Below are 18,736 nucleotides of genomic sequence, written 5' to 3' on the forward strand. Positions count from 1 at the left end.
GTCGGAGAAGTGGCTCCCCGAGCGACTATGAGGTTGTGACGGAACCTCGGGTGCAACGGGACCCGGCCTTCGCGCTGCTGTCGCTGTACGACACGGCGTTGCCGGAGGTCTACGGGTACCTGCTGTCCCGGTGCGGTGATCGCACGCTCGCCGAGGAACTGACGTCCGAGACGTTCCTCGGCGCGGTGAGGGCCTGTCGCAAGGAGTTCGCGCCGGCGGTGAGTACCGGGTGGCTGATCGGCGTCGCCCGGCACAAGCTCGCCGATCACTGGCGGCGCAAAGAACGTGAGGAACGCGGGCTGCGGCTCGTCCACGAGGAGGAGGACTACACCGATCCGTGGGACGAGCGGCTGGACGCCCTCCTGGCGCGCGAAGTGCTCGCGTCACTCGGAGCGCATCATCAAGCCGCATTGACGCTTCGGTATGTCGACGGCCTCCCGGTACCGGAGGTCGCCGCCCACCTGGACCGCACCGTGCACGCCACGGAGGCGTTGCTCGTGCGGGCCCGTGCCGCGTTCCGGCGTGCTCACCAGGAGAAGGAGGGTCGTGATGCCTGATCCGTTCGACGTGCTTCGCGCACCCTCGCAGCCGGTCGATCCCGACCCGCTCTTCGCCGCCGAACTGCGTGACAACCTGCGTCGCGCCGTCCTGAACGGAGCCGATATGACCACGTCCACCGAAACGCCGACGACGAACGCCGAAGTCCGCGCTCTGACCCCGTACCTGGCCGTTTCCGATGCCCGCGCCGCGCTCGACTTCTACGTCGAGGTGTTCGGGGCGCAGCGCCGGGCCGAACCGATCGTGATGGAGGACGGCCGGATCGGGCACGCCGAACTCGCGATCGGTGATTCCGTGCTGATGCTGGCCGACGAGTTCCCCGACATCGGGCACGTCGCGGCCACCGCGGGCGGCGCGTCGATGCGGGTGGAAGTGTCCGATGTGGACAGAAGTTTCGAACGGGCGGTGGCGCTCGGGGCCGAGGTACTCGAACCGGTGAAGGCGTCATCGCACGGACGCGGCGGCTCGATCCGCGACCCGTTCGGCCAGCGGTGGCTGGTCTCGCAAGCGGCGCCGCGCCCGACGTCCGACGCGAATCCGGTGCGACACGGTGAAGCGGGCTACTTCACCTTCCAGGTTCCGGACGACGAGCGCGCGAAGGCGTTCTACGGCGCCGTCCTCGGCTGGCAGTTCTCGCCGGGGCACGTCGAAGGCGGCTGGGGCGTCGAGGGTTCCGGCCTGCGGGGCGGACTCTGGGGCGGCCCGGGCCGCCAGGTCGGCTGGAAGGTGATGTACGCCGTCGACGACCTCGCCGACGCGCTGGACCGCGTCCGCTCCCAGGGCGGTCAGACCGGCGAAACCGAACAGCAGCCCTACGGCCTGAGCGCGGAATGCGTGGACGACCAGGGCATCGAGTTCTGGTTGTGGGAACAGCCGCGCTCTTAAGTCACCATCCCAGCCCCCACCCGAACCCTGGGGGGCGACCCCGAAGCCAGTCTATCGCCGAAGGGGGAGGGGAAGGGGGACTGAGCCGAGTTGTCCACAGGCGGGGGTCGTTGTGGACAACTCGGGCTTGGGCACGGGAAAGCAGCTAGCGTCCCGCCGCGTATCCCTGCATTCCTCGCGCGTTGGCGGCGGCCCGGAGAAGGCCGTCGCCATCGCGCGAGACGGCGGACAAGCGCCCGAGCGACCAGGGGCCCGCGTCGACGACGTCGTGCCCGCGCGCGGCCAATGCGTCCATTGTGGACTGACCGAGCCGCGACTCCACCACGAGTTCCCGCGGCGTCCACGAGCGCGGATAGAACGAACTGGGGAAGGCCGTCGTGTGCCAGGCGGGAGAATCGATCGACTCCTGCAGGTTCAGCCCGCCGAGCGTGTGCGCCAGCCAGAAACACAGCTGCCACTGGTCCTGCTGGTCACCGCCCGGCGTCCCGAACGCCAGCACCGGCTCGCCGTCCCGCAGGCCCATCGACGGCGAAAGCGTGATCCGCGGCCGTTTACGCGGGGCCAGCGAGTTCGGCAGGCCCTGTTCCAGCCAGAACATCTGCCCGCGCGAGTCGAGGCAGAAGCCGAGTTCGGGGATCGTCGGGCTCGACTGCAGCCAGCCGCCCGACGGCGTCACGGAGATCATGTTCCCGGCCGCGTCGACGACGTCGATGTGCACGGTGTCGCCGCGGGTCTCGCCCAGCGGCCCGACCGTCGGCTCTCCCGTCGCGCCGGATCCGGATTCGAGCCCGCGCAGTTTTTCGAGGATCGCGGGCAGGCGCGGTGAAGGTCCGCCCGGCCGGAGTTCCGCGGACGCCTCCTCGGTGATCAAGGCCCGGCGCGTTTCCGCGTACTCCCGGGAAATCAGCAGATCGATCGGCACGTCGGGAGAATCCCCGTACCACGCCTCGCGATCGGCGAACGCCAGCTTCGCGGCCTCGACGGCCAGGTGCACCGTGCGTTCGGTCGGAATTCCGTCTACATAGGACAGTTCGTCGCGCAGGCCGTCCAGCAACCGGGCCTGCTGCAGCAACGCCGGCCCCTGAGTCCAGGCGCCCATCTTGACCAGGCCCCAGTCGCCGAAGTCGACCTGCAACGCGTCTTCGTACGTCGCTTCCCAGCCCGCGAGGTCCTCGCCCGTGAGGAGCCCGGCGTGGTCACGGCCGGAGTCGTCGCGGAAGGCCTTGCGGCTGAACGCGTCGATCGCCTCGGCGACGAAACCCTGCGACCACGCGCGCCGTCCGGCGTCGATCTGCGCCTCTCGCCCGCTGACCGACTCGGCCTCGGCGACCAGGCGTTCCCAGGTGTCCGCGAGCGCCGGGTTGCGGTGCAGTCCCTCGGCGGGCTTGCCGTCGGGCAGCCATAGCGCCGCCGACGTCGGCCAATGCCCGGTGAACAGGTCGCGTACCGCGCGGATGGTGTCACCGACCCGGCTGACCAGCGGAATCCCGTTGCGGGCGTAGGAGATCGCGTAGCCGAGCACCTCACGCAGCGACTTCGTGCCGTGATCCCGCAGGAGCAGCAGCCAGCCATCCCACGCCCCCGGCACGGTCGCGGGGAGCAGCCCGCTGCCGGGGATCAGATCGAGCCCGAGGTTCGCGAAGTACTCCGGAGTCGCGGCCGCGGGCGAGACCCCCTGACCTGCGAGGACGCGAGGCGTCCGGTCTGTCGCGGTGACGAAGATGCCGGGGACCTGACCCGCCGGGCCGCAGAGATGCGGCTCGGCGATCTGCAGGACGAACCCGGCCGCGACGGCCGCGTCGAAGGCGTTGCCGCCGTCTTCGAGGACCGCCATACCGGTGGCCGAAGCCAGCCAGTGCGTCGATGCCACCATGCCGTGGGTGCCGGCCAGTTCCGGCCTGGTCGTGAACACCCGGCTAATACTACGCTTTGCTAACTACTTCTTCAGTCCCAGAAGTTGAAGAGGGCGTTGCCGAGGACGTCGGGCCGCCAGTACCTGGCATCGGGATCGTTCACCCAAGGCGGCACCGAGAGGTCGATCGACGCCTCAAGTTCAGCCCGGCTGTACAACCGGAACTCAGGAAGCAGCTCTCCCAGAACGGCCAGCAATCCCGGCTCGTCGACGAAGGTCATCGATCCCCAGCCCACGGGCGCTTCCGCGATGCCCAGGATCTCGTGCCTTCCGTTCTCGTCCCACTCCTGCGTCCACAACACCGCGGCGGTTCGATGGCGATAAGCGATCTCGCCCGTCTCGAAGTTCCCTGCCATCGGCACGAACCCGGTGACCTGGCCACGCGTTCGCCGAGCCGCCTCGTAGCAGGCCCCGCGAAACTCCTTCAGATCCCTCACATGCCGAAGTTAGCGCTGTGCGGCCACCGGAGCGTCATAGTTTTCCAGCGTCGCCGCGTTGGCCGCGCGCGAAGTGATCCAGGTGAACACCTTCGTCATCGGCCGCGAACCCAGCACCCGGTACAGGAAGTTGCGGTAGCCGATCACGAACCGCGTCTTCGGGATGAGGAACGTGCCGATCCCGGCCGCCTGCTTCTGCGAAACCTTCACCGCACCGCGCAGTTTCTCTTCGTAGCGCGCGAAAGCGACTTCGTGGTCACCGTGTGCGGCAGCGAGTTCGCCCGACAGGATGTACGCGCCCATCATCGCGAGCCCGGTGCCCGAACCTCCCGGACCGGCGCAATACGCGGCATCGCCGAGCAGCACGATCCGGCCCTTCGACCACTTGTCCAGGTAGATCTGGCTGAGCGAATCGAAATACACGTCATCGGCGTCCTTGAGTCCTTCGAGCAACTTCGGGACTTCCCAGCCCATGCCGGCGAACCGCTCCATGACGACCTTCTTCTGCGCCTCGACATCGCGCCGAGGCACCTCCAGCGAGTCCGACGCGAAGAGAAAACTGACGTTGAGGACCGAACGATCGCGACCGCTGGCCGCCATCACCGTCCGGCCGGGGACGCTGCAGATCAGGCCCAGATGGTCGAGGTCGAGGTGGTTGGGCACGACGAAGCCCGCCGTGTGGAAGCCGAGGTCGGTACGGAACCGCTCTTCGTCGCCGAAGGTCAGCCGCCGCACACCCGAGTGCAGGCCGTCCGCGCCGACGACCAGGTCGAATCTGCGCTGCTCACTGTTCGCGAAGGTGACTTCGACGCCGTCGCGCTGCTCGTCCAGCCCGGTGATCCAGTCTCCGAAGACGTATTCAGTGTCGTCCTTCGTGTGCTCGTAGAGGATGCGTGTCAGGTCTCCGCGCTCGATCTCGACTTCGCCGCTGAAGAAGACCGAAGGCATCTCCGCGATCTTCTTGCCGCGTGAATCGATGACGACCTGCGAGCCCATCGCGATTTCCTTAGCGCGGATGTCCTCCAGGATCCCCATGCGCTTGAGCAGGGTCATCTGCTCGCCGCGGAAGTCGACCGCGCTGCCGCCTTCACGCAGGGCAGGGGCGCGCTCGACGACGGTCGGCGCGAAGCCCCGCTTGCGCAGCCAGAAGGCAAGGGCCGGTCCCGCGATGCCGGCGCCGGAGATCAGAACGGTGGTGGTCATGGCTGCTCCCTCAGTGTTCGTGGTGATGGGAGCGACCGTACGGCAGATTTGCACGCTTGGTCAAGCCATTTGGTTAAACCAAATGGATAAACCGCATGGTCTAAGATCTCGGGCATGGGTAATCGCGAAGACCTGATGACGGGCGCCATCCAGTGCCTCAAGGAAAAGGGCTGGTCACGCACCACGGTGCGGGATATCGCGGCGGCGGCCGGGGTCAGCCACGCGGCCATCGGCTACCACTTCGGCTCGCGCGAAACCCTGCTGCTGACGGCGTTCTCCCAGGCGATGGACGACTGGGGTCAAGAGGTTCAGCGCGAGATGATGAGCGCCGTCGACCCCGGCGCCCCGGCGGACGAGCAGTACCGGGCGTCCTGGCACGCGATGATCGACTCCTACGGGCGCAACCGGCAGCTGTGGATCGCCTCGATCGAGGCGTTCGTACAGTCCGAGCACCATCCTGAGCTGCGGAAACAGCTTGCGGCGGCACAGCGCGAAGGACGTCGCGGGATGGCAGCGGGCCTCCTCGGCGTCGATGAGGACACCCTCACCGAGGCGGACGAGCGCCGGATCGGCGCGGTGGCCACGGCGCTGAACTCGGGCATCATGCTGCAGCACATGCTGGACCCGGAGAACGCTCCGACGGCCGAGGAGGTCGTGGACGGGCTTATGAAACTCGTCGCCCTGGTGTCCTGAACGGCGTCATGAGACGGCGACCTTCCGCCGCAGCGCCGCCCGCGGCCGCCCGACGCCCTGCCACGACAGGCCTGCGTCCAGGATCCGTTGCGGGTCGAGCAGATTGCGCGTGTCGACGACCGAGTCGCCGTCCATCTGGTCGGCCATGTAGCGCCAGTCGAGCCGCTTGAACTCGTCCCACTCCGTCAGCACGACGACGGCGTCAGCCGCCTTCGCGACCTGATACGGGTCGTCGACCACGGTCATTCCGGCGATCTCGCCGCCGACTGCCGGGTCGTAGGCGGTCAGGTCGGCGCCGAGCGCGCCCAGCACCGAAGCGACCGCGAGGGCGGGCGAGTCGCGCAAGTCGTTCGTCCCCGCCTTGAACGCCAGCCCGAGGACACCGATCCGCGAACCGGCCAGCGTGCCGCCGACCGCGCCGGCGATCTTCGCGACGATCCGGTCCCGCTGGGCGATGTTCTCCTCGATCGCCGAGGTCAGCAGCGTGAAGTCGTACTGCACCGACTCGGCGACCTTGACCAGCGCGCTGGTGTCCTTGGGCAGGCACGAACCGCCCCAGCCCGGGCCGGGCTTGAGGAACGAGCGGCCGATCCGCCGGTCGTAGCCCATGCCTTCGGTGACGAGGTCGATGTCCGCGCCGAGCCGTTCGCACAGTTCGGCGATCGAGTTCACATAGGACAGTTTCATCGCGAGGAAGCAGTTCGCCGCGTACTTCACCAGTTCCGCGCTGGCCGCGTCGGCGACGACGACCGGGGCGGCGAGGTCGGCGTAGAGATCGCCGACCCAGCGGGCGGCCGCGACGTCGTCCGAGCCGACGACGATCCGGTCCGGGCCGAGGAAGTCCTCGACCGCGGTGCCCTCGCGCAGGAACTCCGGGTTCGAGACGACCGGGACGTCCGTCCGGCCGAGCATGGCCTGGATGCGCTTCGACGTCCCCACCGGAACGGTCGACTTCGTGATCAGCGCGCAACCCGGAGGAATGACGTCGCCGATCTCGTTCGTCACGGCTTCGACGGCCCGCAGATCCGCCGAGCCGCCCGCGCCCATCGGCGTCGGCACACAAAGGAAAACGGCCTCGGCGTCACGAACGGCGTCGCGCGCGCCGACCACGAAGTTGAGCCTCCCGCTGGTCAGCCCCCTCGACACCAGCTCCGACAATCCCGGCTCCAGGATGTCCACCCGTCCGGCGGAGAGCCTTGCGACCTTCGCCCTGTCGACATCGACGCAAGTGACTCGATGCCCCAGGCCGGCCAGACAGGCCCCCGTGGTCAATCCGACGTAACCGGTCCCCACCACCACGATCCGAGCAGCGCTCATGCTGCTGAAGGTGACAGCCGGAGTTGACCTCCGAGCGAACGGAATGCTTCAGGACCGAATACTCCTCACGACATGCTCCGCACCGACGTGAGCCAACACACCCGCCCGGCCGATGCGAACGAGCGTTAACCTAGGCGGGGTTTTCGACGAAAGGGAGAACATGCAGATCACCGATACCGCGGCTCTCGTCACGGGTGGCGCGTCGGGGCTTGGCGGTGCGACCGCGAAGGCGCTCGCGGCGAAGGGCGCGCGGGTCTTCGCGCTGGACCTCGCCGGCGCCATCGCCAACGCCGAGCAGGTCGAGGGCATCACCTACGTCGAGGCCGACGTGACCGACCCGGAGCAGGTGCGGGCCGCCGTCGCGACCGCCGCGGAATCCGGGGTGCCACTGCGGACCGTGGTGAACTGCGCCGGGATCGGCCCGTCCGCGCGGATCCTTTCGAAGAAGGGCCCGCACGACCTCGCCCTGTACGCGAAGGTCGTCCAGATCAACCTGATCGGCTCCTTCAACGTGCTGACGCTGGCCGCCGAGGCCATCGCGAAGACCGAGCCGCTGGCCGACAACGCGCGCGGCGTCATCATCAACACCGCGTCGATCGCGGCCTACGACGGCCAGATCGGGCAGGTGGCGTACTCGTCGTCCAAGGGCGGCATCGTCGGGATGACGCTGCCCGCCGCGCGTGACCTCGCGTCGCACGGGATCCGGGTGCTGACCATCGCGCCGGGCATCGTCGACACCCCGATGCTGGCGACGGTGAGCGACGAGTTCCGCGCCTCGCTCGCGGAGGGCATCCCGTTCCCGAAGCGGCTCGCGCGGCCGGACGAGTACGCGCAGCTCGCGCTCTCGCTGATCGACCACGACTACCTGAACGGCGAGGTCGTCCGGATGGACGGCTCGCTGCGCATGGCGCCTCGGTAGCCCTTCCTCACGTGCCATGAACGACTCGTTACTTGCGAATTTTGCAAGTAACGAGTCGTTCATAGCTTTTCAGGGACGGGTGAGGCGGACGTCCAACCCGATTCCCGCGGTGGTGACCTCACAGGTCCGGAACGCGGTCTCGGCGACCAGCCCGCCGAACTGCACCGGCGTGTAGGCGCGCCGCCGGAGCTGGCCGAGCGTCTGACGGACGCCGAGCCCGGCCAGCTTGCCGAGCTTCATGCCCTCGACCTCGCGCACGATGTCGCCGTCGGTCGCGTCGCGGTTCATGTCCTGCACGATCGCCGTGCCACCCGGCCGCAGCACGCGGTACATCTCGTCGAGCGCCTTCACCGGCCACACGAAATTCTTGAACGCGGCCTGGCAGACGACGAGATCGAACGACTCGTCCTCGAACGGCATCCCCGAGACATCGCCCTCAAGGAACTCGACGTCGATGCCTTGGGTCCGCGCGTATTCGCTCGCGATCTCCACGAACGTCGGCGCGACGTCGAGCCCGGTGACGGAGAATCCGGGCCGCGCCAGTTCGACGGCGAAGTAGCCGGGCCCGAACGCGACTTCCAGGATCCGCGCGCCGTCCGGGAGGTCGGCGGTGAGTTCGACCGCCTGCTTACGCCACGCTTCGAGCTGCGGTTCGGTGCCGCGTTGCCGTGCGTAGTTGCGTGCCAGCGCGCCGCCCATCTCCGGGAGGAGCTTGAACCGTTTTCTGTCCTTGATCTCCGACATGGTCACTCCAGGTTGATTTCCCGGAGCCCGGCTATTCTCAAGATGCCTTCTCGTGGCCGGGTTCCGGTTGCGGGATCGTCGCCCCGGCGGGGTGCTGCAACACCTCGCCGGGGCTCTTTCACGTGCGGGTACTCCCCCTCTCGGCAAGCTCGGCGACCTCGGCCGAGCGCTCTCCGGTCTCGCGGAAGGTCCGCCATTCGGCGAGGCCCGGCATCGAGCCGGAAGTCAGTTCTTCGAGGATCGAGCGGACCCACGCGGCCTCCGCCGTGCGGATCGCCAGGTCGTACTCGGCTTCGAGCAGCACCAGCCGCGGCAGTTCGACGAGAAGCCGCGTCAACTCCGCACGCGTCGAAGCGATCTCCTCGTCCAGCGCTGCCAGCCGGGAACGGAACAGGCTGATCACCTCGTCCGGCCCGAGCCACGGCATCACCGACAGCCCGGCGACGAATTTCGGCTGTTCCGGTGCGAGTTCGGCGAGGAGTTCGCGGACCCAGTCGAGCATTTCGTCACGGCCCGCGCCGGTGATCCCGTACACCGTCCGCTCGGGGCGGGCGCCGTCACGATTGCTCTCGACGGCCTCGATGAAGCCGTGTTTCTCCAGGTTGCCGACGACCGTGTAGAACGAGCCCCATTTGATCCCCATGTCGCGGTCCTTGCCGCGCGCCTTGAGGATCGAGGCCATTTCGTACGGATGCATCGAGCGTTCGTGCAGCGTGGCCAGGATCGCCAGCGCCAGCAGATTCCCGACCTTCCGTCGCTTCACCGCGCCTCCTCGTTCACGAGTACTCGTCTACGAGTATCCGCAGACACGCGAGTGATCGCAAGTGCCTCGGGCGAGAAGACTCAGAGGTCGTTCATGTACGGCACGGACTTCTGCGCGTGGTCGGTCATCCACTCCCGCAGCGCGCGCGTGGCCAGGACGTCGTCCTCGTTGTAGCGCAGCAGGCGCTCGCGCTGGGCGTCGTCGGGGACGCCGCCGTCCATACCGACGGCGTCGCGGTACCAGCTCATCGACGCCTCGCCACTCGCTTCCGCGTCACGCCAGGTGAAACCGGCGACCGGGGCGATCACCTTGAGCCCCTTGCCGTGCGAACAGAGGAACTGGTCGGTGACGCTGCGGAAGAGGTCGATCCACTCGTCGGAGTCCACAAAGGACGAGATCTCGGCCTTCGCGGGAACGCCCGGATACTCACCGAACCGGTTCACGGAACCGAAGAGCCAGCGGTTCTCGGCGAGCGCGTTGTAGCAGTAGGCACGGAAGGTCAGCCCGGCCGCGAGCGTGCGCTCGCGAACCTCGGTGAACCAGGCCCAGAACTCGGCGAACGACCGCGCCTCGTCCGCCGTCGGCAACGGCTCCCACGTCGCGAAGGCCCGGTAGCCCTGCTCCATCCCGATGTCGGCGCCGGAAAGCAGCGAACCCCACAGGTACGCGCCGGAATCGCCGAAGCTCTCCATGTCGACATCGACCTCGACGTCGCCGCGCGAGACCTCGATGCGGTCGACCTTGCGCACCATCGTGAGATCGGCGAGCCAGGCGCGCGCGAGGATGATCGCGTCGGCGAAGGTGCCGCCGGTCCAGTTCATCGGCGGCGGCTCGTCGGCCGGATCGAGCGCGGCCAGCTTGTCCACAGTGGACACCCCGGCACGGCGCAGCTCCATCGCGTCCTCGCCGCGGACGACCAGGCTGACGTCGCGGGTCTCGGTGAGCACGACCTCGCACGTCGGCCACCAGGGGCAGCGACGGCATTCCAGGATCCGCGACGGTTCGGCCAGCGGCTCTTCGCCCTCGGCCGACGCGCTCGCGACGGCGAGCCTGTCGGCGAAGCGGTTCTGGTACTCCGTCAGCGCGCTCCGGCCGCCCGGCCAGGTGCCGGCGGACAGGTCGTGCCAGACGACGACGTCCGCGTCGAGACCGATGACGCCGCCGATGGCGCGGTGCCCTTCGTGTTTTCCGAGCGTCTCGAGCATCCGGTAGAGGTGCGCGAGCCGCATCTGGTCACGCGGCTGCGACCGGACCTTGCGCGCCGGATCCGGCAGCCGGTTCGCCGGGTCGAGGTCGGTCATCACCGTGGTGGGCGCGCCCGCGCCGCGATCGGTGATGCGATGCCGCACGACCAGCACCGGCACGTATCCGTCGTCGGTGCGGACCAACAGCTCTGAACCGCCGCGGCGGTGTCCGGCGCGATCCACCGGGAGCAACGCGCCCCAGATGAAGCGCGCTTCGGCGGCGAAGGCCTCTTCAGTGAGCTGTACGCGCTCACTGGCAGGGAGGTCGCGTGCGATCTTGACCCAGCTCGCGTCCGGCCCGGTCGCGTCCATCAGGCGCTGCACGATCGCGTCGCGATGCGCCGAGGCGTCGGCGATCCGCAGCTGCGCGGCAGGGTCAGGCGGGGCGAGCGGAACCTCGCGCATCGCCGGATCGTGTTCGAGGTGCACGCGACGCCGGCAGCGGCTCACCGCTCCCGCATCCAGTAGCACCTCGTTACTCACAGACAACACTCTAGAAGGCCACCGGCAAGCCGACATGCCCGCCACTTCGGGGACCAGTAAGTTCGACGGTGACGAAGCGTGGGAGGTGCCATGGCGCGCAAGGCCAAAGCCATCGAGGGCGAAGGCAGATTCACCCCGAAGAAGGCGAAGAACGCCGTCGCGGTGGCCAAAGTGCTCGGACCGGCGGTACTGCCGATCGTCGCGCCGTACGCCGTTCGTGCGGCCGGCGCCGCGCGGGAGCTGTACGACCGTTACCAGGCACGGAAGCTCGGAGTCGCCGTCGATCAGCTGGGCGAGTTCAGCGGACGCGGGGCCGCGCTGCACGCGCGGATCGCGGGATTGACGCAAGGGCTCACGGAGCTGCGGAAGTCTGCGAAGGCGACCGACGCCGACGTGGCCTTCGCGAAGGACACTCAGGGAACACTGGAGCAGCTTTCGGCGACAGTCCGCGCTTCGGAGCGGATGCCGGCCGCGCGGCGCAAGGCCGCGCACCGGGCCGTCGCCGGGGAGCTGGACCAGCTCGAGGGGAAGCTGCTGCACCGCCTCGGGATCTGAGCCCGGATGTCATGAAAGGGTCTTTCAAGACGTTTTTTGTCCTGAAAGACCCTTTCATGACACTTCTCGCTACTTGATGAACCCCTTTTTCTTCATCCACTCGTAGGCGACTTCGCCTTGGTCGCGGCCGTCGACGTCGACCTGCTTGCACAGCTCGATCATCTGCTCGTTGTCGATCGCGGCGCTGACGGCTTCCAGCGGTCCGCGGATTTCCGGGTACCGGTTCAGGAATTCCGTCCGCAGCGTCGCCACGGCGTTGTACTGCGGGAACGCCTTCTTGTCGTCCTCGAGTACGCGCAGCTTCAGGCCGGCGATCCGGCCGTCGGTGGTGAAGATCTCGCCGATCGGGCAGGTCCCGCTCGCCACGGCCGAGTAGATCGTGCCGATGCCGAAGTTCTTGATCACCGAGTTCTCGAACCCGTACGCCCGCACGGCGGCCGGGAAGCCGTCCTGGCGGCTGGTGAACTCGGTCTCCAGGCAGAACACGTTCTGGTCGGGCTTCTGCTTGAGGAACGCCGCCAGATCCGTCGTCGTCTTCAGGTTGTTCTGCGCGCCGTAGGCCTCTGTGACCGCGAAGCCGTACTGGTCGTTCAGGGGCGAGTAGTTCAGCCAGCTGATGCCGAACTTCGCCTCATCGGCCGCCTTCGTGGCCTCGTACTGCGCCTTTTCCCCACCGGGCACGGGAAGTTCGTTGCCCTGATAGTTGATCCAGCCGGTGCCGGTGTACTCCCACGCGACGTCGGTCTGGCCGGAGAGCAACGCCTGCCTCGACGAGTTCGAACCCTTGATGTCGGTCAGGTCGATGACGTCCGCGCCCGCCGCGGAAAGCGCCATTTCGGCCATATAGCCCAGGATGATGTTCTCGGTGAAGTCCTTGGACCCCACCGTCACCTCGACGCCCTTGAGCGACTGGATGGGCTGGATCGAGCCGGATTCGATCTTGTACGGCAGCGCGGTGTTGACCTCGAGCCCGCACGCGGAAAGCGTGCCGCACAACAGAACCGCGCCGAGAATCGCCTTTAACCGCATGTCAGCGCAGTCCCTTCGGTCCGAAGAACTGTTCCGCCACCGCGCCGAGCCAGTCCACCAGCAGTGCCAGCGCGACGGCGAGCACCGAGCCGGTGATCAGCACCTTCGTCAGGTTGAGCTTGTAGCCGGTGTCGATGAGCAGGCCGAAGCCGCCGGCGTTGACGAACATGCCGAACGTCGCCGTGCCCACGGCCAGCACCAGCGAGGTACGGAGCCCGGCCAGGATCAGCGGGATGGCCAGCGGGAACTCGACCCGCCACAGCACGCCGGAGGCCGACATGCCGATCCCGCGGCCGGCGTCGATCAGCGCCGGGTCGATCTGCTGCAGACCCACCATCGTGTTCCGCAGCACCGGAAGCAGCGAGTAGAACGCCAGCGGCAGCGCCGCGACCCACAGCCCGCCGGTCGCCCCGGTGACGATGAACCACAGCACCAGCACACCGAGCGCGGGCGCGGCCTGGCCGATGTTCGCGACGGCCAGGAAGACCGGCGCCGCCCACCTCGCCCACGGCCGCGTCACGAGCACGCCGAGCGGTACCGCCACGGCGACCACGATCGCGGTGACGACGATGGTCATCGCCAGGTGGTCGCGCAACGCCGTGAGGAGCCCGGCCACGTTGAGCGTCGCCTTCTCCGTCGCGGTCAGATCACTGGCGAACACCCAGATCAGCACCCCGGCGACGATCACCAGCACCACCGCGGGCTGGGCGAACAGCCGGACCCGCTCGGCGCTTCTCGAGGAGGACTCGGTCGAGAATCCGGTATCGACGGTGGCCGTCATGCGGAAGCACCTTCCGCCTCGGAGCCGTCCGCGTGCTCTTCGCGCAACTGCTGGATCGTCGCGATGACGGTGTCGAGCTCGATCGTCCCGGCGTACTCACCGCGGGCGCCGGTCACCGGAACGCTGCCGCCCTCGGCGAGCATCGCCTCCAGCGCGTCCTGCAGCGTCGACTGGAGACTGACCGAGTCACGCAGCGGCTTGCCCGCGGTGGCCAGCGACGTCGCCGCCGCCAGCTCGCGGACGTGCACCCACCGCATCGGGCGACGGCGCTGGTCGAGCACCAGCACGAAATGCTTGCGCTGCTGAGTCAGCTTCTCGCGGACGTCCGACGGCGATTCGCTCACGGCCGCCGTCAGCGCGTCCTGCTTCAGTTCGACGTCGCGCACCCGCAGCAGCGTCAGCTGCTTCAGCGACGCGCCGGCCCCGACGAAACCGGCGACCGTGTCGTCGGCCGGGTTCGCGAGGATCGCGTCCGGGGTGTCGTACTGGAGGATCTTCGACTGGTTGCCCAGCACCGCGATCTTGTCGCCGAGCTTCACGGCCTCGTCGAAGTCGTGCGTGACGAACACGATCGTCTTCTTCAGTTCGGTCTGCAGGCGCAGCAGTTCGTCCTGCAGGTTGCCGCGGGTGATCGGGTCGACAGCGCCGAACGGTTCATCCATCAGGAGGACCGGCGGGTCCGCGGCCAGTGCCCGTGCGACGCCGACGCGCTGCTGCTGTCCACCGGACAGCTGACGCGGGAAGCGGTCGCGGAAGTCGATCGGGTCCAGCCCGACCAGGTCCATCATCTCCTCGACCCGGTCGTTGACCTTCTTCTTGTCCCAGCCGAGCAGGCCGGGCACCACCGCGATGTTCTGCGCGACGGTGAAGTGCGGGAACAGCCCGGCCTGCTGGATCGCGTAGCCGATGCGGCGGCGCAGGGTGTCGACGTCGAGCTTCAGCGCGTCGTCACCGCCGATGGTGATCCGGCCGGACGACGGCTCGATCAGCCGGTTGATCATCCGCATGGTCGTGGTCTTGCCACAGCCGGACGGGCCGACGAAGACCACGATCTTGCCCGCGGGCACCACCATCGAGAAGTCGTCGACCGCAGGCTCGCGGGTGCCGGCGTAGCGCTTGGAAACGCTCTCCAGCTCGATCTCGACGCCGGACACGGTTTCGGAGTGCACGGTTTCAGTCGACTCAGCCACGGACACCCCTTGAGACGGTCAAACGGTTGATCAGGACGTAAACGGCGTCGAGGACCAGAGCGAGGACGACCACGCCGAGCGTCCCGGCCAGCGCCTGGTTGAGGGAGTTCGTGCTCCCCGCGTTGGTGAGACCGGAGAAGACCTCCGAGCCGAGGCCCGGGCCCTTCGCGTAGGCCGCGATGACCGCGATGCCCATCAGCATCTGCGTCGCGACCCGCATTCCGGCGAGCACGGCCGGCCAGGCGAGCCGCAGCTCCACCCTGGTCAGCACGCCGAACCGGCTCATGCCGATACCGCGCGCCGCGTCACTGACCGCCGGATCGACGCCGCCCAGCCCGACGATCGTGTTCCGGACGATCGGCAGCAGCGCGTAGAGCACCAGTGCGATGACCGTGGTGTTCGCGCCGAGGCCGAACACCGGGATGAGGAGACCCAAGAGGGCGAAGGAGGGAACGGTGAGGATCGTGCTCGCCAGCGCGGTGGCCACGGCCGACCCGACCGGGCTGCGGTAGACGGCGACACCGATCGCCACGCCGAGCACGGCGGCGATGATCGTGCACTGCACGACCGCGCTGACATGCAGAAGCCCTTGGAGGGCGAGTCTGTCCCACCGATCCGAGATGTACTCGAAGAGATTCATCGCGTGCTGGTTCTCCCGCCGCCTCTGGGTGATGGTCCTCACCCATTCGGAGTAGCTGTAACGGGAGCCTGACTACCCAGAACGCTCGCGGTCAAACCCCTGTTTACCGCCTTGTATCCCGCAAACCTTCCCCATTCGGCCTAGATGGGCAAACGCACGCGCCGTCTGGACGACGTCTTTCTGACTGCTCAACACCCGGGAGGACATCGACCACTCGACCGGACGTCGCATACCCTTCACCCCGTGAGCAAGGGACGTCATCACCGGAGCGCGTTACGCGTTGTGCGTGGTGCGCTGCTCGGCGTGAGTTCCGCAGCGCTGGCCGTCACCGCTCACGTGATCGGGGACGGCGAAGTACCCGATACGGCGATGACGTTGTTGCTGACAGTGCTCATCGGCTGGAACGCCACCGCGCTCGCGGCGAAGGCACGCGGACCGCTCGCGACGATCGTCGATCTCGGCGCCGGACAGGTCGTGATGCACCTCGTGCTCAGCTCGCTGAGCAGCCACGAACTCATGCACGACGAACCGGCGCCCTCGGGCGGCCTCTCGATGACCGCGGCGCACGTCGTCGCCACGCTGGTCACCGCGGTGCTGCTGGCCAAGGCCGACGGACTGCTGCTGGGCGTCCTCGACTGCCTGCGCGCCCTCGTGCCGTTCGTCCTCCGTGCTCTTCCGGTGCCCGCCGCGGTACCGGCCCCGGCGCTCGCCCGTCCGGCGGGTCCCGGTCACCTCGTCCGCGTGGACCTTCGCCGGGTCCACGGCAGGCGCGGGCCACCGCTGTTCTCCTGAACCCCAGCTCATCCCCCGTAAACCGGCGAGGTCCCCGAACCCGCCGTTCAATCACGTTCAGGAGTACTTCGTGTCCAATCACGCCTTCAAGCGCGCCGGTTTCCTGGCCGCCACCATCGGTATCGCCGGTCTGCTCTCGGCCGGGGTCGCTTCGGCGCACGTCACCGCCAACGTCTACGGCGCCCAGCCCGCGAAGGGCGGCTACGGGACGATCTTCTTCCGCGTCCCGAACGAGGAGAAGGACGCCGGCACCGTCAAGATCGAGGTCACCGTCAAGCCCGAGTACGCCCTCGGGTCCGTGCGCACCCGGCCGATCCCCGGCTGGACCGCCGAAGTGGTCAAGTCCAAGCTGCCCGCCCCGGTGACCACCGCGTCCGGCACCCAGATCACCGAAGCCGTCACCAAGGTGTCCTGGACCGCCCAGCCCGGCACCAAGATCGCCGCCGGTTCGACCGAGTTCCAGGAGTTCCAGATCAGCGCGGGCGCGTTCCCGACCACCGTCGACGCGCTGGAGTTCCCGACCGCCCAGACGTACGAGAACGGCAAGGTCGTCAACTGGAATGAGCCGACTCCGGCCGGCGGTGAAGAGCCCGAGCACCCCGCGCCGACCGTGAAGCTCGCCGAGAAGAGCGCGGACGGCCACGGCGGCGGCGGGCACAGCACCGACGCGAAGGCCTCGGACGACTCTCACGCTGCTTCGTCGACCTCCGACAACACCGCCCGCTGGCTCGGCGGCGCCGGACTGGTCGTCGGCGCGCTCGGCCTCGGCGTCGGCGCCGGTGCCACCCTGCGCGCCCGCCGCGCCACCGCCGCCGCCTCGTCCACCAAGAGCAACACCGAGGGAACCGAATAAATGCGGAAGGTGCTCATCGCGCTGGCGATCACCGGGGTGGCGTGGCTCGCCACCGCCACCCCGGCGCTGGCACACAACGTGCTGATCTCGTCCGACCCGGCGAAGGACGCTTCGCTCACCACCGGTCCCGCGAAGATCACCCTCACGTTCGACCAGTACGTCCAGAACGCGAACGTCAACCAGATCGCGGTCATCGGACCGGGCGGCGGCCAGTGGGCCGAAGGCCAGGTCGAGGTCCGCGACAGCGTCGTGTCCGTGCCGCTGCGGCCGCTCGGCCCGGCCGGCGACTACAAGATCGGCTACCGGATCCTGTCCGCCGACGGGCACTCGGTGACCGGTGAGGTGCCGTTCACCCTCACCTCCGCCGGCACCGGGACTCCGGCGGCCACCGACGCCGCGCGCAGCAACGCGGGCCAGGGCGAGACCACACCGGCGACCGGTGGCGAAAGCTCGTCCGGCGTGCCGATCTGGGTGTGGATCGCGGGCGCCGTCGTCCTGCTCGCCGTCGGGTTGACCGTCGCGCTGCGCACCGGCGCGGGCGACAAGGAGAAGAGCGGGTCATGACACAGGCCGAGACCACCTCGCGGGCCCGCGTCGCCACGCTGTTCTGTGTGGTGACCGCGGCAATCGTCGGCGCCCTCATCGGCGTCGCGCTGACGGCCACCGCCCCGGTACCCGGGGTCGCGCAGGTCAGCGAGGCGGTCTCGGTCTCCATCCCGATCGTGCGCGTGCTGCTGGACATCTCGGCGGTCGCGACGATCGGGCTGGCGCTGCTCTCGGTGCTGATCGGCTACGACCGGCCGAAGCTCTCCGAGCCGATCATGCGCATCGCGCGGCCGGCGAGCGTCGCGGCCGCGCTGATCTGGGCCACGACCGCGCTCATCGCGCTGATCCTGCAGACCGCCGAGTACCGGCCCGGGGCCAGCACTCTTTCGATCTCGGACGTCGGGAGCTACATCGCCGACGTCGGCGCCGGGAAGGCGCTGCTGATCGTCGCCGTCCTGGCGCTGCTGCACGCGGGACTCGGCGTGCTGGCGCTGAAGCACGGAGAGAAGGTGCCCGCCGAAGTCCGCGTCGGGCTGGGGTTGTTCGCGCTGCTGCCGCTGCCGGTCACCGGGCACGCGTCGAACTGGAACTACCACGACTACACGATGATCTCGATGGAACTGCACGTGATGAGCGCGGTCGCCTGGACCGGCGGGCTCGGCGCGATGGCGGTGCTGCTCATCGGGAACCGGACACTGCTGGCGCACGCGCTGCCGCGGTTCTCCAAGCTGGCGACGCTGTGCCTGATCCTCGGTGCGGCGACCGGTCTGTTCAACGGGCTGATCGAGATCACGCTCAACCCGTCACTCGGGTTCTGGGAAGGCGTGTTCACCACGCCGTACGGGCAATTGGTGCTGCTGAAGCTGCTGTGCACCGCCGTCATCGCGGGGCTCGGCGCCTACACGCGGTGGAAGCTGCTGCCGCGGATCATGCGGCACAACCGCACGGCGCTGGCCGCCTGGGCGACGCTGGAACTGACCGTGATGGGGCTGGCGTTCGGTTTCGCCGTCGTCCTGACCCGGGCCCCGGTCGTCCCGACCACCTGACGCTCTCTCCCCCCGCGTTTAGTCCTCTAGTTGCGGTCGTTGCGCGTGCAAGGACCGCAACTAGAGGACTAAACGCCTGGGTTCGGAACACAGAGCGTAGTTGCAAGTTGCACAAATGGGGGAGCGTTGATCCGATAGAAGTGATT

General features: G+C 68.3%; 20 protein-coding genes. 9 read left to right on the forward strand and 11 right to left on the reverse strand.

The genetic code is table 11. The features are described from left to right. Nucleotides 1–35: 35 nt before the first annotated feature. Both ACLJRL_RS24745 and ACLJRL_RS24750 read left to right on the forward strand, forming a co-directional pair. Complete coding sequence (locus ACLJRL_RS24745; RefSeq protein WP_410658637.1) at nt 36–557, forward strand: RNA polymerase sigma factor; 522 nt, start codon at nt 36–38, stop codon at nt 555–557. Beyond that, nucleotides 550–1,443, forward strand: a complete 894-nt coding sequence (locus ACLJRL_RS24750; RefSeq protein ID WP_410658638.1) for a VOC family protein — start codon at nt 550–552, stop codon at nt 1,441–1,443. Before ACLJRL_RS24745 ends, ACLJRL_RS24750 begins: the two co-directional genes overlap by 8 nt. A gap of 145 nt (nt 1,444–1,588) precedes the next feature. On the opposite strand, the gene ACLJRL_RS24755 is transcribed toward ACLJRL_RS24750, so the two are convergent. From ACLJRL_RS24755 to ACLJRL_RS24765, 3 genes are read right to left on the reverse strand one after another with little or no spacing between them, the layout of a single operon-like run. Continuing rightward, a complete protein-coding gene (locus ACLJRL_RS24755) occupies nt 1,589–3,355 on the reverse strand; it encodes a gamma-glutamyltransferase family protein (protein WP_410658639.1) in 1,767 nt (588 codons plus the stop codon). Nucleotides 3,356–3,387: 32 nt separating this feature from the next. After that, entirely contained in the window at nt 3,388–3,792 is a 405-nt protein-coding gene (locus tag ACLJRL_RS24760; RefSeq protein ID WP_410658640.1) for a hypothetical protein, read from the reverse strand. Between the two features lie 9 nt (nt 3,793–3,801). Continuing rightward, nucleotides 3,802–4,995, reverse strand: a complete 1,194-nt coding sequence (locus tag ACLJRL_RS24765) for an FAD-dependent monooxygenase (RefSeq protein ID WP_410658641.1) — start codon at nt 4,993–4,995, stop codon at nt 3,802–3,804. A 114-nt stretch (nt 4,996–5,109) separates the two neighbouring features. On the opposite strand from ACLJRL_RS24765, the gene ACLJRL_RS24770 reads away from it, so the two are divergent. Continuing rightward, a complete protein-coding gene (locus ACLJRL_RS24770) occupies nt 5,110–5,688 on the forward strand; it encodes a TetR/AcrR family transcriptional regulator (RefSeq protein ID WP_410658642.1) in 579 nt (192 codons plus the stop codon). A 6-nt stretch (nt 5,689–5,694) separates the two neighbouring features. Here the strand turns inward: ACLJRL_RS24770 and ACLJRL_RS24775 are convergent, their stop codons facing one another. Further along, on the reverse strand, nt 5,695–7,005 hold the full coding sequence (locus ACLJRL_RS24775; RefSeq protein ID WP_410658643.1) for a UDP-glucose dehydrogenase family protein: 1,311 nt from the start codon (nt 7,003–7,005) through the stop codon (nt 5,695–5,697). 160 nt (nt 7,006–7,165) lie between these two features. On the opposite strand from ACLJRL_RS24775, the gene ACLJRL_RS24780 reads away from it, so the two are divergent. Beyond that, nucleotides 7,166–7,924, forward strand: a complete 759-nt coding sequence (locus ACLJRL_RS24780; RefSeq protein ID WP_410658644.1) for an SDR family NAD(P)-dependent oxidoreductase — start codon at nt 7,166–7,168, stop codon at nt 7,922–7,924. A gap of 69 nt (nt 7,925–7,993) precedes the next feature. Here the strand turns inward: ACLJRL_RS24780 and ACLJRL_RS24785 are convergent, their stop codons facing one another. From ACLJRL_RS24785 to ACLJRL_RS24795, 3 genes are all read right to left on the reverse strand, one after another. After that, a complete protein-coding gene (locus ACLJRL_RS24785) occupies nt 7,994–8,668 on the reverse strand; it encodes a class I SAM-dependent methyltransferase (protein ID WP_410658645.1) in 675 nt (224 codons plus the stop codon). 118 nt (nt 8,669–8,786) lie between these two features. Then, on the reverse strand, nt 8,787–9,431 hold the full coding sequence (locus ACLJRL_RS24790) for a PadR family transcriptional regulator (protein ID WP_410658646.1): 645 nt from the start codon (nt 9,429–9,431) through the stop codon (nt 8,787–8,789). A gap of 80 nt (nt 9,432–9,511) precedes the next feature. Next, nucleotides 9,512–11,194: a TM0106 family RecB-like putative nuclease gene (locus ACLJRL_RS24795; RefSeq protein ID WP_410658708.1), complete on the reverse strand. Its 1,683-nt coding sequence runs from the start codon at nt 11,192–11,194 to the stop codon at nt 9,512–9,514. A 54-nt stretch (nt 11,195–11,248) separates the two neighbouring features. Here ACLJRL_RS24795 and ACLJRL_RS24800 point away from each other — a divergent pair, with 54 nt between their 5' ends. Continuing rightward, complete coding sequence (locus ACLJRL_RS24800) at nt 11,249–11,713, forward strand: DUF6474 family protein (RefSeq protein WP_410658647.1); 465 nt, start codon at nt 11,249–11,251, stop codon at nt 11,711–11,713. 69 nt (nt 11,714–11,782) lie between these two features. On the opposite strand, the gene ACLJRL_RS24805 is transcribed toward ACLJRL_RS24800, so the two are convergent. Genes ACLJRL_RS24805 through ACLJRL_RS24820 form a run of 4 tightly spaced genes read right to left on the reverse strand, consistent with a single transcriptional unit; the run spans nt 11,783 to nt 15,353 of the window. Next, nucleotides 11,783–12,742, reverse strand: a complete 960-nt coding sequence (locus ACLJRL_RS24805; protein ID WP_410658648.1) for a glycine betaine ABC transporter substrate-binding protein — start codon at nt 12,740–12,742, stop codon at nt 11,783–11,785. A gap of 1 nt (nt 12,743) precedes the next feature. Then, entirely contained in the window at nt 12,744–13,523 is a 780-nt protein-coding gene (locus tag ACLJRL_RS24810; RefSeq protein ID WP_410658649.1) for an ABC transporter permease, read from the reverse strand. Then, nucleotides 13,520–14,719, reverse strand: coding sequence for an ABC transporter ATP-binding protein (locus tag ACLJRL_RS24815; protein WP_410658650.1), 1,200 nt, complete (start codon nt 14,717–14,719; stop codon nt 13,520–13,522). Before ACLJRL_RS24815 ends, ACLJRL_RS24810 begins: the two co-directional genes overlap by 4 nt. Next, on the reverse strand, nt 14,706–15,353 hold the full coding sequence (locus ACLJRL_RS24820; RefSeq protein WP_410658709.1) for an ABC transporter permease: 648 nt from the start codon (nt 15,351–15,353) through the stop codon (nt 14,706–14,708). Before ACLJRL_RS24820 ends, ACLJRL_RS24815 begins: the two co-directional genes overlap by 14 nt. Before the next feature lie 303 nt (nt 15,354–15,656). On the opposite strand from ACLJRL_RS24820, the gene ACLJRL_RS24825 reads away from it, so the two are divergent. The 4 genes from ACLJRL_RS24825 to ACLJRL_RS24840 all read left to right on the forward strand — a co-directional run bounded on the left by ACLJRL_RS24825 (nt 15,657) and on the right by ACLJRL_RS24840 (nt 18,590). Further along, on the forward strand, nt 15,657–16,145 hold the full coding sequence (locus ACLJRL_RS24825; protein ID WP_410658710.1) for a hypothetical protein: 489 nt from the start codon (nt 15,657–15,659) through the stop codon (nt 16,143–16,145). A 70-nt stretch (nt 16,146–16,215) separates the two neighbouring features. Then, nucleotides 16,216–16,998 carry a YcnI family protein gene (locus ACLJRL_RS24830; RefSeq protein ID WP_410658651.1) on the forward strand — a complete coding sequence of 261 codons (783 nt, stop codon included), beginning with the start codon at nt 16,216–16,218 and terminating at the stop codon, nt 16,996–16,998. Beyond that, nucleotides 16,999–17,562 (forward strand): copper resistance protein CopC, encoded by a 564-nt coding sequence (locus tag ACLJRL_RS24835; RefSeq protein WP_410658652.1) that lies wholly within the window; start codon nt 16,999–17,001, stop codon nt 17,560–17,562. It abuts the gene before it with no gap. After that, nucleotides 17,559–18,590 (forward strand): copper resistance D family protein, encoded by a 1,032-nt coding sequence (locus tag ACLJRL_RS24840; RefSeq protein WP_410658653.1) that lies wholly within the window; start codon nt 17,559–17,561, stop codon nt 18,588–18,590. Before ACLJRL_RS24835 ends, ACLJRL_RS24840 begins: the two co-directional genes overlap by 4 nt. Nucleotides 18,591–18,736 lie beyond the last annotated feature (146 nt).

It is taken from the genome of Amycolatopsis sp. lyj-112 (genome assembly GCF_046549055.1).
GTDB lineage: Bacteria > Actinomycetota > Actinomycetes > Mycobacteriales > Pseudonocardiaceae > Amycolatopsis.

What these genes read in the sequence shown, in the direction of transcription:
- ACLJRL_RS24750 (WP_410658638.1), top strand. Translation starts at nt 550, where the DNA reads ATGCCTGATCCGTTCGACGTGCTTCGCGCACCCTCGCAGCCGGTCGAT.
- ACLJRL_RS24765 (WP_410658641.1), bottom strand. Translation starts at nt 4,995, where the DNA reads ATGACCACCACCGTTCTGATCTCCGGCGCCGGCATCGCGGGACCGGCC.
- ACLJRL_RS24770 (WP_410658642.1), top strand. Translation starts at nt 5,110, where the DNA reads ATGGGTAATCGCGAAGACCTGATGACGGGCGCCATCCAGTGCCTCAAG.
- ACLJRL_RS24775 (WP_410658643.1), bottom strand. Translation starts at nt 7,005, where the DNA reads ATGAGCGCTGCTCGGATCGTGGTGGTGGGGACCGGTTACGTCGGATTG.
- ACLJRL_RS24780 (WP_410658644.1), top strand. Translation starts at nt 7,166, where the DNA reads ATGCAGATCACCGATACCGCGGCTCTCGTCACGGGTGGCGCGTCGGGG.
- ACLJRL_RS24785 (WP_410658645.1), bottom strand. Translation starts at nt 8,668, where the DNA reads ATGTCGGAGATCAAGGACAGAAAACGGTTCAAGCTCCTCCCGGAGATG.
- ACLJRL_RS24795 (WP_410658708.1), bottom strand. Translation starts at nt 11,194, where the DNA reads ATGTCGGCTTGCCGGTGGCCTTCTAGAGTGTTGTCTGTGAGTAACGAG.
- ACLJRL_RS24800 (WP_410658647.1), top strand. Translation starts at nt 11,249, where the DNA reads ATGGCGCGCAAGGCCAAAGCCATCGAGGGCGAAGGCAGATTCACCCCG.
- ACLJRL_RS24805 (WP_410658648.1), bottom strand. Translation starts at nt 12,742, where the DNA reads ATGCGGTTAAAGGCGATTCTCGGCGCGGTTCTGTTGTGCGGCACGCTT.
- ACLJRL_RS24810 (WP_410658649.1), bottom strand. Translation starts at nt 13,523, where the DNA reads ATGACGGCCACCGTCGATACCGGATTCTCGACCGAGTCCTCCTCGAGA.
- ACLJRL_RS24820 (WP_410658709.1), bottom strand. Translation starts at nt 15,353, where the DNA reads ATGAATCTCTTCGAGTACATCTCGGATCGGTGGGACAGACTCGCCCTC.
- ACLJRL_RS24835 (WP_410658652.1), top strand. Translation starts at nt 16,999, where the DNA reads ATGCGGAAGGTGCTCATCGCGCTGGCGATCACCGGGGTGGCGTGGCTC.
- ACLJRL_RS24840 (WP_410658653.1), top strand. Translation starts at nt 17,559, where the DNA reads ATGACACAGGCCGAGACCACCTCGCGGGCCCGCGTCGCCACGCTGTTC.